Annotated in this window: 13 protein-coding genes and 1 pseudogene; 12 read left to right on the top strand and 2 right to left on the bottom strand. The window is 38.4% G+C overall.

Going from position 1 to position 14,851, the window contains the following annotated elements:
* Nucleotides 1-384 precede the first annotated feature (384 nt).
* The gene (locus JQC92_RS17785; protein WP_205000899.1) at nt 385-1,689 is read left to right on the top strand and encodes an oligosaccharide flippase family protein; all 1,305 of its coding nucleotides are present in this window, start codon (nt 385-387) and stop codon (nt 1,687-1,689) included.
* Between the two features lie 102 nt (nt 1,690-1,791).
* On the opposite strand, the gene JQC92_RS17790 is transcribed toward JQC92_RS17785, so the two are convergent.
* On the bottom strand, nt 1,792-2,826 hold the full coding sequence (locus tag JQC92_RS17790) for a Glu/Leu/Phe/Val dehydrogenase dimerization domain-containing protein (RefSeq protein ID WP_205000900.1): 1,035 nt from the start codon (nt 2,824-2,826) through the stop codon (nt 1,792-1,794).
* Between the two features lie 244 nt (nt 2,827-3,070).
* Between JQC92_RS17790 and JQC92_RS17795 the strand changes: the two genes are divergently transcribed.
* Nucleotides 3,071-3,550, top strand: coding sequence for a DUF4826 family protein (locus JQC92_RS17795; RefSeq protein WP_205000901.1), 480 nt, complete (start codon nt 3,071-3,073; stop codon nt 3,548-3,550).
* Between the two features lie 323 nt (nt 3,551-3,873).
* Here the strand turns inward: JQC92_RS17795 and JQC92_RS17800 are convergent, their stop codons facing one another.
* Nucleotides 3,874-5,004, bottom strand: a complete 1,131-nt coding sequence (locus JQC92_RS17800; protein ID WP_205000902.1) for a ribosomal protein uL16 3-hydroxylase — start codon at nt 5,002-5,004, stop codon at nt 3,874-3,876.
* 255 nt (nt 5,005-5,259) lie between these two features.
* On the opposite strand from JQC92_RS17800, the gene lpxM reads away from it, so the two are divergent.
* From lpxM to JQC92_RS23275, 10 genes and pseudogenes are all read left to right on the top strand, one after another.
* Nucleotides 5,260-6,216 (top strand): lauroyl-Kdo(2)-lipid IV(A) myristoyltransferase, encoded by a 957-nt coding sequence (gene lpxM, locus JQC92_RS17805; RefSeq protein ID WP_205000903.1) that lies wholly within the window; start codon nt 5,260-5,262, stop codon nt 6,214-6,216.
* A gap of 97 nt (nt 6,217-6,313) precedes the next feature.
* On the top strand, nt 6,314-7,531 hold the full coding sequence (locus tag JQC92_RS17810; RefSeq protein ID WP_205000904.1) for an ankyrin repeat domain-containing protein: 1,218 nt from the start codon (nt 6,314-6,316) through the stop codon (nt 7,529-7,531).
* Nucleotides 7,532-7,593: 62 nt separating this feature from the next.
* The gene (locus JQC92_RS17815) at nt 7,594-8,370 is read left to right on the top strand and encodes a CLCA_X family protein (protein ID WP_205000905.1); all 777 of its coding nucleotides are present in this window, start codon (nt 7,594-7,596) and stop codon (nt 8,368-8,370) included.
* A gap of 28 nt (nt 8,371-8,398) precedes the next feature.
* Nucleotides 8,399-9,091 (top strand): SDR family oxidoreductase, encoded by a 693-nt coding sequence (locus JQC92_RS17820; RefSeq protein ID WP_205000906.1) that lies wholly within the window; start codon nt 8,399-8,401, stop codon nt 9,089-9,091.
* A 508-nt stretch (nt 9,092-9,599) separates the two neighbouring features.
* Nucleotides 9,600-9,980 carry a hypothetical protein gene (locus tag JQC92_RS17825; protein ID WP_205000907.1) on the top strand — a complete coding sequence of 127 codons (381 nt, stop codon included), beginning with the start codon at nt 9,600-9,602 and terminating at the stop codon, nt 9,978-9,980.
* Nucleotides 9,981-10,429: 449 nt separating this feature from the next.
* The gene (locus JQC92_RS17830; protein ID WP_205000908.1) at nt 10,430-11,485 is read left to right on the top strand and encodes a metallophosphoesterase; all 1,056 of its coding nucleotides are present in this window, start codon (nt 10,430-10,432) and stop codon (nt 11,483-11,485) included.
* A 9-nt stretch (nt 11,486-11,494) separates the two neighbouring features.
* Nucleotides 11,495-12,481 carry a carbon-nitrogen hydrolase family protein gene (locus JQC92_RS17835; RefSeq protein WP_205000909.1) on the top strand — a complete coding sequence of 329 codons (987 nt, stop codon included), beginning with the start codon at nt 11,495-11,497 and terminating at the stop codon, nt 12,479-12,481.
* Nucleotides 12,482-12,811: an antibiotic biosynthesis monooxygenase family protein gene (locus JQC92_RS17840; RefSeq protein ID WP_205000910.1), complete on the top strand. Its 330-nt coding sequence runs from the start codon at nt 12,482-12,484 to the stop codon at nt 12,809-12,811.
* 4 nt (nt 12,812-12,815) lie between these two features.
* Nucleotides 12,816-13,586 carry a class I SAM-dependent methyltransferase gene (locus tag JQC92_RS17845; protein WP_205000911.1) on the top strand — a complete coding sequence of 257 codons (771 nt, stop codon included), beginning with the start codon at nt 12,816-12,818 and terminating at the stop codon, nt 13,584-13,586.
* Between the two features lie 1,106 nt (nt 13,587-14,692).
* Nucleotides 14,693-14,851, top strand: a pseudogene (locus tag JQC92_RS23275) (transposase zinc-binding domain-containing protein); the annotation flags it as partial.

Below are 14,851 nucleotides of genomic sequence, written 5' to 3' on the forward strand. Positions count from 1 at the left end.
TGTGGACAAGTAACGCCTTCTTTCCACCTCAATTGACGAACCCTTTCGTAGCATTTCTTGTTGCTAATTAGGTTAACTATACTGAGAATTTCCATTTTGAAAAGTATCTCAAAGGCAAACACTTAGACAAGTTTATCAGAGCAGTTTGAATTACGATATGAGCCTCGAAACATTAACAAAGACAGATAGCCCCTAGTATACGTAGCTATTTATGGGATGTGAGATAACCCTAGTTTTTACATATCCCAATAAACTATTGGAACAGTTTTTAGTGGCCACAATTGATGATTTGTGAAAATCAACAACTATCAGTTTCTTAATCAATAATCTAATTCATTTAAACTCATCTATACTTTTTTTATGCCTGTAGAAAAGGGAAAATCGGTGCGCTCAGATATTGCTAAAGACTCAATAGAAGATATTAAATTCATTGCATTTATCGTTTTAGGATCTATTGTCGCCATTTTAGTTAACGTGTTTTATTCGAGGCAACTTGGGCCTGAAAGTTACGGTGATTTTAAGGTTGCCGAAGCATTCTTTTATCTTTGCGCCATATTTGCATCCATTGGTGGTGCAGCAGCAGCGCCAAAATTTTTGAGCGATCAAGTAAAGAGTAAGACGAGTAATGCCAGTTGGGAGTACGTAAAGTTTTTTACATTACTTATTTTGTTCGCAACAATAGTAATTACAGCCATAATGGCAATTTTATATTTTTTGCACGTAGCAATATTTAACACAAGTCATTATCACTCAATATTGATCGCTGTTTTGATCGTGCCTGTTTACTCCATCTACAGCTTGTTAAGTGGTGTACTACAAGCTGCAAATAAGCTTAATCTGGCTGTTTTACCATTCTCATTGGGCTATGGTTTCATTAGTGGTTGTATCTTTGCATTTATCATTTTATTTATGGAAGAGGTTACAGACAAACACGTTATTTACGCTGTTCTCATGACGTGTATTGGATTGTTAATGTTCAACTTTTTTAAGTTGAACAATTTAAATTTAATTCCAAAACATAAAATAACGCTTGGCAAAGCAAAAAAAGATTGGTTACAGGTTTCTATACCCTTAATGATAGCAACAGGGACTCAATACTTAATACAAAAAATTGATATTTTTATGATTGAAATTTTAGGGAGTGAAGGCGCAGTAGGGCATTTTGCTGCAGCTCAGACAATTAGCTGGATTTTTTTCGATTTAGAATATGGTTTTGCTTATTTGCTTGCAGTAAAAATTGTTGCTGTTCAAGATGGCAGTAGAGAGCAAATATTTAAAACACTCAAAAAGTGTCTTACTCTTCCCCTATATTGTGCTTTACCTTTTTTTCTTATTATCGTGGTTTATGGTCATGAAGCGTTATCTTATTATGGGCACGATACTGAGCTGGCTTATCAAACACTGCTGACATTATGTTTTAGCTATATTGTTTGCATTCTTTCTACAGGAACAATTACTTGGTTGCAGTTCAATGGTAAGCAAAATCTTACCGTCATGTTGCTTATCATTGGAACGTTACTTAATGGTGTTTTGAATTGGTTATTACTTCCAATATTCGACATCGAAGGCGCAGCAATTGCAACAGCAATTGCAATGATATTTATATCAGTGAGTATGCTTATTGCGGCCATTATGCATTTGAATAAAACTAAATCTGTCGCACTTACTGTTCCAGCAAGCGGAGTTTAGACTTTCTGCAGATTCACTTTTCTATGAATGGATTGTAGAGATCAATGAGACAAAAAAAGCCCTTCACTTATCGAAGGGCTTTTCATACAACTGAATCAACAGTTATTTAGCTGCTGCTTCAATAATTTCACGAGCCATTTCATCAGCAATTACATTTGTTGTACGGTTTTGCTCATCTGATTTCACGAAAATCTCTAGCAAAGTATCGTAAATTTTTTCAACTTTTGTTGTTGCTTTTTTCACATCATAATCTTGTTCAAAAGAAACATTGATTATGCCACCAGCATTAATAACATAATCAGGTGCAAACAAAATCCCCATTTCTTTCAAGCGCTCACCATGACGTGCTTCGGCAAGTTGATTGTTTGCACAACCAGCAACAATTGTTGCTTTTAATTGCGGAAGTGTTTGATCATTAATTGTTGCACCAAGAGCACAAGGCGCATAAATATCGACGTCTTGTTTATAAATATCTTCTGGTGCTACAACAACTGCGTTAAAATCCTGTTTAACACGGTTTAAGTTGTCTTGATTGATATCAGTTACAATTAACTCCGCACCTTCATCATGTAGATGCCTACAAAGGCAGTAACCTACATGTCCAACACCTTGAACTGAGATTTTTAAGCCTTTTAGAGAATCTAAACCTTTTTGATGTTTTACAGCGGCTTTTATACCTAAATATGTGCCTAAAGCCGTAAACGGTGACGGATCACCACTTTTGCCTTCAAGACCCGCCATGTAAGGTGTTTCCTGCAATGCAATCATGATATCAGTCGTTGAAACGCCGACATCTTCAGCTGAATAATATTTACCGCTGAGCTGGTGAACTGCACGGCCGAATGCTTTAAATAACTTTTCACGATCGACATTGTTTTTGTCTGCAATGATGACGGACTTGCCACCACCCATAGTTAAACCGGCTAAAGCATTCTTATATGTCATACCACGTGATAGGCGCAGCACATCATTCACTGCGTCTTCATCTGATTCATAGTTCCACATGCGGCAACCACCAACAGCAGGCCCAAGATTGGTGTTATGAACTGCAATGATGGCTTTTAAACCGCTTGCTTTATCCTGACAGAAAACGACTTGCTCGTGATCGTCAAAAGACAGATTACTAAATACTGTCACTAGTTTATCTCCGATGTTGTAGTTATATTCATCAACAGATTTTTCTATTTGATTACTTGTTATTGTTGTTGCGAAACCTTAGCATTTCGCGATAGTCTCAACAAAATGAAATGTGCAATATTTTTGATACATGTGGCAATATAGGTTTCCACTTTATTAAGTTGGTTAAATAATGGTTTTATGCACGTAAACTCCATTATCGTTAATGGTTATAACAAACAGTAATAAGCAAGGAATAGAAGTAATGGCTGAAGAGCAAATTAAAAACGAAGAATTAAATGCTGAAGCGCAGACACAACAGGCTGAGCCGACTCCAGAGCAATTAGAACAAATGCGCGCTGAGTGGATTCGAGCACAGTTTCAGAAAGCAAATCGATTCATGGCAGAAAAAGGTGTAATTCCAAGTAAAGTTCTTGATAAAGAAAGCCGTTACCTAGCCCCTTATATGGCGGTTTGGAAGATGGAGTCTAAGCAACCTACTAAGAAAACTTATTGGGTAATGTCTGGTGACTTACCATCAGATATGGTTGACGTGAATGTTGCTAAAACTGCTCGTGAAGCTGTCCGTCACTTTTCAATGACTTGGCAATTAAAGGCTGAAAACCTTATTCGATCAGGTGTAACACGTGATGCAACTCAAGCTAAGTATGCTGACTTGCTTATTTCACGTGCTCAGAGCCTTTATCAGATGCAAGAAGATGATAAATTGTGGGGCGAGAACTAATTTTTCGCCTATCATGATTCAAAAGAGGTGATGAGCCTCTTTTTAATCGGTGTTGATTAATGCTTATTCTTGGACATATACCCTATACTTGAAGATGCAGGTTTCAGGACTTTTTCAGCGCCAATTCTTTGAGGCGCATTAGCGAAGGAATATCGGGATTCTTTCGAGCTAATGTAACAAAGAAGAATTGGCGCTGAGAAGTCCACGCAGTGCGAGTTGCACAGCATGTTACTCTTCGTTGCCAGTGCTAACAATAGCTCACTATTGCTGCACACCGTCGTCTTGATTAACAAGTTGTGCATTCTCGCTGAAATCGAGCATCTTCAGGTATCATGGGTATAAACATACCCGAGCTGAAACATCTGAGTTAAAAAGTCCAACAACTCATTATCCTTAACCTGTTCTTTGAGCCAATCATTCTCCAATACTAAGTGATCAGATAAATAAGCCAGTATTTCTTCTGATGTCTGATTAAAAGAGTAGCTTTCGCCGTCAACGAATAGTCTTCGCTTACAGTCTTGTTCAAGGCAAAGCACTTTCAAACCACCAATTCGGGTAAAGTCACATCCATCATTGATAGACGAAATAATGTCTTCAGCTTCAATGGAATCGTCCGGGCTGATGTCCAACTCAAATCTATTCTTACTCAGTAGCGTACCTAAAGCAGCTTGATGATTCTCTGGAGTATTAACAAAATCAGAAATGAGTTGCATCAAATCTACCTGTTCCGAACGACCTACCGCTCCTTTTCCAGTAGCCTTGATTGTTGATTCATATCTCTGTTTACCTAACTCATTATCCATTAAAAAATCAGCAAGGTCGTTAAATAGCTCTTGTTGGCTAGGTGCCCGATAACCAAGAGAGTAACTCATCGAGTTTTCCAGTGTCGTGCCAGAATGGGGAAAACCTGGAGGAATGTACAGGATGTCACCAGGTTCCAGTGTTTCATCGATTATTGGACTGAAGTCTTCAACAAGTGCAGACTGAGGATCATTATGTCTTGGTTTATGTTTCCCCTTATTGCCAACTTTCCAATGTCGCTTTCCTGAACCTTGAATGATAAAGACATCGTAATTGTCTATATGTGGGCCCACACCACCATTCACTGCTGCGAAAGAAACCATTAAATCATCAAATCGCCAGTCTGGTAAAAATCGAAAGGCCTCTGTAAAGTTTGTAGATGCTTCATGCCAGTGGTTAGCAGCTTGAACCAAAAGTTGCCAACCTTGCTCACCAAATGTCTCATAATCCTCAAAAGGGCCATGAACAATTTCCCAATCGTCCCCCTTTGTTACTACGACTCTTGAAGCAACATCGGACTCCATAGCTAGACCTGCTAACTCTTCTGGAGAAATTGGGTCATTAAAATCCCTTATGCCTTTTTTTATAACTATTGGCTTTTTTTGCCAGATATTATCTACAAAAAAATTAATATCAAAATTCAATTGGTTCATGATGATTAAAACTGTTTATAAATCGAAAGGTTATTTTAATCTTATTTTACTGTTAACAAAATTTATTATTTTCCTAGGAATTTAGTATGAACTTTGGGGATGAATCTTTAGTCTAAAATCGCTATAATCCCAATATTCCATTTTTATAAACACACGGTTTACATATATGGAACACATAAAAATAATAAATAAGAGTATCAAGTATCGATCTTAAACGATGGAGCTTGGGATATTCGTGCTATAAGGTGCTACATTTTGTCAGGAAAAAATAAAACTTTTTGCTGTAAATTTCATTTTGGACTTTGCCATCCAAAACTTTGGCCTACTTGGATAGGTATTTCGGTTTTATTTCTTTTTGGGCTTCTTCCAGCAGCTATCCTCCAACCTATTGCTTGTGCAGTTTCACGTCTAGTAAAAAAGCTCGCTAAGAAGCAATTAAGAATCGCTAAACAAAATCTAGAGACATGTTTCCCGGAAAAATCTGCTGAAGAAATCGATTCACTTTTAGCAACGAATATTGAACAGTTTGTGATGACGTTGGTTGCTCAAGCTGAATTGCTTTGTTGCTCAGAAAGAACTTTGAGAAGAAGAGTTAAGTTATCTGGTGTAGAGAATATTCATAAAGCGAGAGCGCAAGGTAAACCCATTATGTTTATTCTTCCGCATGTTTGGGGCGTTGAGCATGCCGGTTTACGCCTAAACCTTGAGTTACCAATGGTTGCAATGGCAAAGGCACATCGTAACCCACTATTTCATTGGTTTAGCTTAAAAATAAGAAGTAGCCGAGGTGGAAACGTCTATAAACGAGAAGCCGGTATTCGTGCATTGCTTGGTGAACTTAAAAAAGGAAATAGTTTTTTTTACTTACCAGACGAAGATCTTGGGACTAAGCAAAGCGTCTTTGCCCCATTCTTTGGAACGATGAAAGCGACGTTACCAGTGGTATCCCGTCTTGCAAAGGCTGGAAATGCAGAAGTGCTACCTGTAAAAATCGGTTACGACCGAAAAGAACATTGCTTTAAACTTTGTGTCATGGAAGCGTACGACTTATCTTGTGTTGAATGTAAGTACACCGAGGCAGAAGCGCTCAACAAAATGGTAGAAGATAGTATCCGTGCTTACCCTGAGCAATATATGTGGTTTTTAAAGATGCTCAAATCTCGACCAGAAGGTTTCAAGCCAGTCTATACAAAATTCAAAAAAGCCACTTAACGTTACAATCCTATCCAGATTTTGATTAACAAAATTTAATCTGGATAGGGGGCTACTTGTTATAGAATTGTTTACAAATCCCAATAAAGTGTTTGATATGGCTGAACAAATAGTTCCTGTTGGCACCGTTTCTGTTGTCCCTCATCAACCAGATGAGAGACAACAGTTTTCGAAGGCTTTAGCTTATCTTAATTCGACTCTAAATTCCCACTTAATGAATTTTAAAACTCTTGGTGGTGATGACGTTCCTGATTTGTCTGTTGATCTTTCTCCTTTAAAAACGCATATATTGTCTTCAATGAAAAATTCTGAAGAGCGTAAATATATAAAAGGGGTGACTTCAAACCTATTAAAGTTAATCAATGAAATAGAAACAACGAGTGATGACTTGTCAGTTGGAAGGTTGCGCATCTTACTTCAATTATCCAGCATAAACTCATTTACTGATAAAGAGCGACCAACGAAGCAATTACAAATTAAAATTACTGAATTTATTGCAGAATTAAACGAGTTACATACTGAATATACTGACTTAAAAACAGACCGCTCTAGTTCTGTATCGCTGGTCAAAGAAGACGTACTTCCGAGAATTATTGATAATGCAATTAAAGTGGGTAGAAATAGTATTTTTTCTCAATATCTAGACGAAGTTTTTAAGGTAAAAGCAGGCGAAACAGCTGTTTCATTAACACAATCTATCGCTACGGAGCTTTTAAGTTCAGAAGGTTTATCAGTAGTTGCAAAAGTAATGGTAGCTGAAAACTGTGAAGCATTAATTGCACTTTTAGATAAACTTCCAACACTTCCATATTTTGAATTTGACCCCTACGGTGAGAGGATGACTCATCAGTTGGTCAGATTTGCTAAATCGATAACGTTTTTTGAATCAGCTTTAGATGAAATAAGAAAAACAGCGGATGGTTCAGATACAAATAAATCTGATTTATTAAATTTTCAAAGTAGTGCTGGTGAATCTTGTGTTCATCTCGCTGTGACTTTAGGTAAAACGGACATCTTACGTCATTGTTGCTCTATCCCTGGTGTCGATCTTGGATTGGCAAATAATCGCCTAAATACGCCACTTCATTTCGCAGCTCAAACAGGTAGAATTGAAGCGGTATTTGCACTTTTGAAATATACCAAATCTGAAGGAGTTCCTGAAAATTGTCAGGACAAGAATGCTGCCAGAAGCTTATTGATAAAAACTAATCAAGATGGAAAAACACCTTTGCAAGTTGCTAAAAGTATTCATACAAAAGAATCCTCGTTTTATAAATCATTTGATGACGCTTGTCAGGTTATAAAAAAGAAATGATAAAATTAGCTTAATTACATCCTTGATCTACAGTAAACTCAATAATTTCAAATATGTTGGGTATGTTATCTACTAAACAATATCATAGAAATGGTCCAGACTATCGTTTTGGCGAGCAGGTTGATTTTCTCGATATAAAACAAACATTTAATTTGTATCATGTCCGAGTTGGCAGTTGGGTAACGAAAGATGAATCGCTAAAAGCCGCAAACTTAATTTTTGATTCTTTAGCAGATCTCGCTTTTATTCTTAATTTACCGCCTCATGCAATAGGTTTACGTGAAAGTTTAAGTCTAGCGTTTGGGCATGGTGGACGTAAGCATGTGCAAGCCCATTATGATGTCAATGCAAGGCAGCTAGCCTTGGCAAAAAATGCCGGAGCTGGTGCGTTAGCTCATGAGTTTTGGCATGCTTTTGATCACTACATTGCTGACAAAGTATTTGTGTATTCAGATGTTAGAAAGAAGTTTGCAAGTGATCTATGGTTACTCGATCAACCAATGAAACCACACCCGCTCAATGATAGATTGCATGAAGTTTTTAAAAACGTATTGCTTTCGGATTGTGGAAATCATCCCCATGAATTTGTAAAAAAGGGGATGCAAATTGATAAGAAAAACCAAATTAATTACTACTCACAACCAACTGAAATAATGGCAAGAGCATTTGAAGCTTGCATCGAAACCGAGACTAAGATAAAAAATAATTACTTAGTTTCGGGGAGTCTTGAATCAAAGTCACTTTCATTAGGTGTTTTTCCGACTAAAGAACACAGACATGTCATTATGCAGTCAATGCTTAATTACTTTAACCCATTAGGCATGGCTCTCTCCAAATAGACAGAATTAACTAATCAATGAGGTTCATATGAAGCAAACCGTTTTAATCACAGGAGCGAACAGAGGTATTGGTCTAGCACTTGTTGAGGCATATTTAAAAGATAATTGGAATGTCATCGCTTGTTGTCGAAACCCACTTGTTGCATCTAATTTAGAGGAATTAAATGAACAGTTTGATGCTTTAAATATTTATGAGCTCGATGTTACGAATTATGAGAATGTGACCGAACTTGCTCAACAACTTAATGGTACGATGATTCACTTGTTGATTAATAATGCGGGTTATTATGGGCCGAAAGGTGTCGCATTTGGTAATACCGACGTAGATGAATGGCGAAAAGTGCTAGAAATTAATACGATAGCACCTATGAAAATTACCGAAGCTTTTTATGCGAACGTGAAATCGGCGAAAGGAACCATTGCTAATATGTCTTCAGCAATGGGGTCTATGGGTGAGAATACAAGTGGTGGGGCTTACATCTATCGTTCATCAAAATCAGCATTAAATGCCATCACAAAATCCATTGCTATGGATGGTAAAGATGACGGTGTCAAAGCTGTTGCGTTACATCCTGGCTGGGTGCAGACAGACATGGGCGGACCTAATGCATCGATTGGCACTGCTGAATCTGCCAATGGTTTAAAAACATTATTGGATAATTTGAATGACGAAAAAAATGGTGGCTTTTACGACTGTAAAGGGCGCAATCTAGCTTGGTAACATGATTTAGTAATTAAAACGGCTTGTCTTGGAGTATATACCATTATGATACTTGAAGATGCATGTTTCAGGACTTTTTCAGCGCCAATTCTTTGAGGCGCATTAGCGAAGGAATATCGGGATTCTTTCGAGCTAATGTAACAAAGAAGAATTGGCGCTGAGAAGTCCACGCAGTGCGAGTTGCACAGCTTGTTACTCTTCGTTGCCAGTGCTAACAATAGTTCACTATTGCCGCACACCGTCGCCTTGATTAACAAGTTGTGCATTCTCGCTGAAATCGAGCATCTTCAGGTATCATGGGTATAAGTACAAGCCTCTTTCAACGTAAGCATTCACCAGAGGGGTATTGACAATCTCAAACTCCCGTTTATTGGCATTTATAACTACAAGCTTGCCATTGTTTTGTGACACAAGTACCACCCCGCAAGTAAGTTTCACTGTTTATTTGAAAAGTCAATACGGGGCTGGTGAATGGTTACCTTTCAACAGTTGAAGAAAAAATAAGAACATGGAAGAACAAGAACAGAACAAGAACAAACCTCTACAAAAAAAGGCTTGGCTCGTAAAGCCTGAAATGATCATCGCTGTATCAGCACTATTGATCAGTGTCGTTACGACAATCACCTCTATTTATTCTACTTATATTGATCGTTCTTACGCTAAAGCATTAGTTTGGCCGAGGTTAGAGCTTTCAAGAACGTACAATGACAAACAATTTGCTTATGTTTTAGCAAATAGTGGTAATGGCCCCGCTATCATCAAATATGCGGTTGTTAAATATAAAGGGAAGCCGATAGAAACGTGGGTTCAAATTCCTGAACTCGATGATTTTGTTAGCTTTTTGCAATCCCATATGGGCAATCGAGTATTGCCTTCGAATCAATCCTAAAACCCATTTTGGTGATCAGCGACAATATACATAAACACAATAAGCATTATAGAGAAACAGAAATAGCACTATGTTATTGTTCTATTTATACCCATGATACCTGAAGATGCATGTTTCAGGACTTTCTCATCGCCAATTCTTTGAGGCGCATTAGCGAAGGAATATCGGGATTCTTTCGAGCTAATGTAACAAAGAAGAATTGGTGCTGAGAAGTCCACGCAGTGCGAGTTGCACAGCGTGTTACTCTGTGTTGCCAGTGCTAACAATAGCTCACTATTGCCGCACACTGTCGCCTTGATTAACAAGCTGTGATTCTCGCTGAAATCTAGCATTTTCAGGTATGGGTATATGACGATTGCTGGAAAGTGGTTCGTGGAAACAATACAGTCAGGGTGGATCAATGTAATGTATCCGGCGACGCTGACATGTTCAGACAATAAGGACTCGCAATGCAAAAAAAAATCTATTTACCTGCGCTTTTGGTTGTAACAGGTTTTTTTGGTTATCAGTTATTTGATGCCTATACCGCAAAGATTCATCTAACAATACCTGACAAGAATAGCTATAGCGATGGTCCGTATGTTTTTATTGAGCCTGAAAAGCTTGTATCGGTTCGAGTTAATCATGGCGCAGTTGCTCATTCCGAATTGGCGCTTGAATCCCTACCTACACAATTTATTGATGAACTTTCTGAGTTTAAGAGTAATGGCAAGGTCGCTGTGTTAAGTGATGTTCATGGCCAGCATGATGTGTTTGTCACTTTGATTAAAAATAATAATATCATTGATGAAAATGAAGACTGGTCTTTTGGTGATGGTCATTTTGTGATTACTGGCGACATATTTGATAGAGGGCCAAGTGTCGTTGAGACGTTATGGTTAATTCAAAAGCTTGAACAGCAAGCTAGCGATGCTGGCGGTAAAGTACATTACTTACTCGGTAAACATGAATATATGGTTCTGCAAGGTGACGAACGCTATTTACATGATAAATACTTAAAAACATCTGAATTGCTCAAGAAGCCTTATAAAGATCTATTCGCAAAAGATACGGTAATGGGGCGATGGTTACGCAGCAAGGCTACGGTCATTAAGGTTGATGACACCTTGTATACACATGGTGGAATATCAATGTCATTTTCAATGCATAATAAGCCGCTTAAAGAGGTGAATTCTGACTATCGAAAGACCATTGATATGATAAAAAAAGACATTAAAGTCTCTGATGACTTTTCAAAATATCATAATTCAGAAAGCCCGATTTGGTATAGAGGTTATTTTAAAAACGATCTTTCAGCCGATCAAGTAGATGCAATACTCAGGAAATACGGCGCTAGTAGAATTGTAGTTGGTCATACATCGCAAGATGAAATTAAAAAGCTGCATGAAGGCCAAATGTTTGCAGTTGATACAAGTATAAAACGTGGTGAATCAGGGCAAATATTGTTTCTCGAACAAGGTAAAGCGGTGAGAGGAACCTTCAACGGTGAGCAAGAAGAACTTTAAGGAGCTCAGATGAAAATTATTACTGCCCCCAGCAATCGTGATGTTTCAAATGAATCAATAAAGGTGGCACTTGCTCAATTGGCTCCAGTATTTCTAAATCGTGATGCAACTTTGCAAAAAGTCGTTGCGGCGATTGAGTTAGCGGGTAAGCAAGGTTGCCAACTTGTTACCTTTGGAGAAGCCTTAGTTCCCGGGTACCCGTATTGGGTTGAAAGGACATCCGGTGCTAACTTTGATGACCCAGTTCAAAAGGCATTCTTTGCAGAGTACTCAAAACAAGCGGTAGTCATCGAAGCCGGGCATTTAGATTCAGTTTGTGCCGTTGCTGAAAAGCATCAAATATCTGTTTATCTTGGCATCGTAGAGCGGGCTCAAGACAGAAGTGGCCACAGCTTGTATTGCTCTTTGGTTTATATTGACCAAAAAGGCGAAATACAGTCAGTTCATCGGAAGTTGCAACCAACCTATGAAGAACGCTTGGTATGGTCTCCTGGCGATGGTAATGGTTTACGAGTACATCAATTAGGCTCTTTTACAGTTGGCGGGCTCAATTGTTGGGAAAACTGGATGCCGCTTCCAAGAACAGCACTGTACTCGCAAGGAGAAGATTTACATGTCGCTGTGTGGCCGGGCGCATTACAGAATACACAAGATATTACTCGCTTTATTGCAAAAGAAAGCCGCAGCTATGTTCTTTCAGTATCGGGCTTAATGCGCTCTCAAGATATGCCGGAAGGTCTTCTGTATCGTGATGATATTCTTAAAAGACATGAAGGGATTATCTCCAATGGTGCTTCGTGTATTGCTGCACCAGATGGAAGTTGGCTCGTGGAACCTGTATTAGACGAAGAAGCGCTGATTGTCGCTTCAGTTGATCATTCAATAGTCCGAGAAGAAAGGCAAAACTTTGATCCGACTGGTCACTATTCAAGACCAGATGTTACGCAACTGACCGTGAACCGAAAGCGGCAAAAGATAACGGAGTTCACCGATTAAATGAGTCAGCGTTTGGAAAACTTAGATGATGAAGTTTATGCGGTCATCTTTACTTCAGTACTCGGTGATGACATCACGGGCTATGAAGAGATGGCAAAACTCATGCTCGAGCTTGCGAGTCATTCAGAAGGTTTTCTCAGTGTTGAATCCGCACGCAATGAAATTGGTATCACTGTTTCTTATTGGAAAGGTTTGAACGCAATTAAACAATGGAAACAGGACAGTGAGCATCAAATTGCTCAACAATTTGGAAAACAAAAATGGTATTCCGCTTACAAAGTGAGCATAGCGAAAGTAGAAAAAGAATACAGCTTTAATTGGGATGAATAAAAGTATGGATTACTTAAAAGTAAACAAGGAAACGTGGGATAAGCGTACCGAAATACACGTAAAGTCTGATTTTTATAATGTCGATGGATTTATAAAAGGGGACTGTACATTAAATGATATTGAATTAAGTGAATTAGGTGATGTTACTGGGAAATCACTGCTTCATCTTCAATGCCACTTTGGATTAGATACATTGAGCTGGGCGCGCAGAGGTGCGAAAGTGACAGGTGTTGATTTATCTTCATCTGCTATCGAAAAAGCTCAAGAATTAGCCAGCGCTGTAGAACTTGACAGTCAGTTTGTGTGCAGTGATGTTTATTCATTTGATGAAAAGTCAGATGACAAATTTGATATTGTCTATACCAGCTATGGGGTTATTTGTTGGTTGCCCGATCTGGATAAATGGGCACAATTGATTTCAAACAAGCTTAATGCTGGTGGTACTTTCTATATGGCTGAGTTTCACCCTATCTACGATATTGTTGAAGGTTACTCGTATTTTTATAAAAACGAGCCAGATATCGAAGAAGAAGCAACTTATTCAGAGAATGCCGGAGAGGAGACATCTACGGTCGTTTTATGGCCTCATCCGATTAGTGAAGTATTGAATGCGTTGATTAAATCAGGCATTAAAATTGAGCAGTTTAATGAGTTCCCTTATAGCCCATATAATTGCTTTGATGGGCTTGAAAAAGCCGAAGAAGGTAAATATATAATGCGCCACAAGGGGCAACTTGTTCCACTCATATATTCTATCAAAGGCGTTAAAATATAGTTATTAACTCTATTGTAAGATGAAATTGTTATTTAAATAGCCTTCGTTATAACCAGAAATGTGACAGTAATTTTACATTTGTTCAAATAAGTAACAACTGTCACATTTAATTAAATTGTATCGATCAATAATCGTTCGCCTATGGCAAAATCGCATTGCCCGAGGGTGGTATGTCACAGTATTTCACTGTGGCATCAAAAGGGCGGACAAATAAAAATTATTAAGGTCGATAAAAATGAAAAAATTTACAATATCTGCTGCTGCGCTCGCAGTCAGTTCGTTGTTGTCACAGCCTGCGTTCGCATAGTTTATGGGTATCGTTCGCTCAAGTGCGTTTGGCTGACAAAACAACCACTTAATAATAAGGATAATGGCACTAATTTAACGTAGAGGGTAATAAAAACAGAAAAAGACAAGTTAATGCAACAGAGTATTAGTGGTAATAAGCATCATAGATGCGCCACTAAGGCTGAGTCATATCTAAACAAAAGTGAGCTGAAAAATGGCTCACTCACATCACAAAATTATTTCTGAGATATTTGCATATATAAGTAGCGTCGGGCTGGTTCAACAACCAGATAAGGCGCAGGCTGCGCTACGCCTATCCTTATTTATTAGTCGTTGACCTTTAGGTTACTGATTTTGCTTTTTTTTACTTGGAATTAAATGAAGCCAAAAAAGTAACTCAAACGCCACACCTAAAACAATAAATGTAACAGTTCCCGTTGCATTACCTGCGAGATGACAAGCAAGGGCTGTAAAAATTAGTGCTACAAGTAATAATATTCTGTGCAAGAGTTTCAAGTACAAATTTCCTTTTCAGTTACCAATTAAACTACTAACGCTTGCAATAACGGGCAAATACTTGTTGGCTATAATCCGAAGCGTAGCGTAGGAGCCAACCAGTATTTGTCCAGTTGATTGCCTTGTGTACGCCCAGCATGGGCGTGAACTAATGAGGTGAAAGTCCTCTGTAGGAAGATCACCGTTTATTAACTTAATGTTATTAAACGATATCTACTAGCGAATGGCAAGGGCTTATCCGCGAGGGTTGGTCTGGAGGAAGCCGCTAGCACTTTCGTTTATAAAGAGGACGAGCTGATGAACATGAACACCATCAAGCGATGAATGCCATGCTCAGCTGCAAAACCTTTAATAAAGGGTGCAGTCAGTGGCAGTGTGATGATTGCCATCGTTATCAAGATTTACCGCTATCGTGTGGTCATCGTAATTGCAGCTTATGCCAACATAACACCACCCAAGAT

It is taken from the genome of Parashewanella hymeniacidonis (assembly GCF_016900895.1).
GTDB classification, from domain to species: Bacteria; Pseudomonadota; Gammaproteobacteria; order Enterobacterales; family Shewanellaceae; genus Parashewanella; species Parashewanella hymeniacidonis.

Bases quoted from the DNA above. Each gene is read 5' to 3' on its own strand.
- JQC92_RS17810 (WP_205000904.1), top strand. From the start codon at position 6,314: ATGGCTGAACAAATAGTTCCTGTTGGCACCGTTTCTGTTGTCCCTCAT.
- JQC92_RS17795 (WP_205000901.1), top strand. From the start codon at position 3,071: ATGGCTGAAGAGCAAATTAAAAACGAAGAATTAAATGCTGAAGCGCAG.
- JQC92_RS17835 (WP_205000909.1), top strand. From the start codon at position 11,495: ATGAAAATTATTACTGCCCCCAGCAATCGTGATGTTTCAAATGAATCA.
- JQC92_RS17820 (WP_205000906.1), top strand. From the start codon at position 8,399: ATGAAGCAAACCGTTTTAATCACAGGAGCGAACAGAGGTATTGGTCTA.
- JQC92_RS17800 (WP_205000902.1), bottom strand. From the start codon at position 5,004: ATGAACCAATTGAATTTTGATATTAATTTTTTTGTAGATAATATCTGG.
- JQC92_RS17840 (WP_205000910.1), top strand. From the start codon at position 12,482: ATGAGTCAGCGTTTGGAAAACTTAGATGATGAAGTTTATGCGGTCATC.
- JQC92_RS17845 (WP_205000911.1), top strand. From the start codon at position 12,816: ATGGATTACTTAAAAGTAAACAAGGAAACGTGGGATAAGCGTACCGAA.
- JQC92_RS17830 (WP_205000908.1), top strand. From the start codon at position 10,430: ATGCAAAAAAAAATCTATTTACCTGCGCTTTTGGTTGTAACAGGTTTT.
- JQC92_RS17815 (WP_205000905.1), top strand. From the start codon at position 7,594: ATGTTATCTACTAAACAATATCATAGAAATGGTCCAGACTATCGTTTT.
- JQC92_RS17825 (WP_205000907.1), top strand. From the start codon at position 9,600: ATGGAAGAACAAGAACAGAACAAGAACAAACCTCTACAAAAAAAGGCT.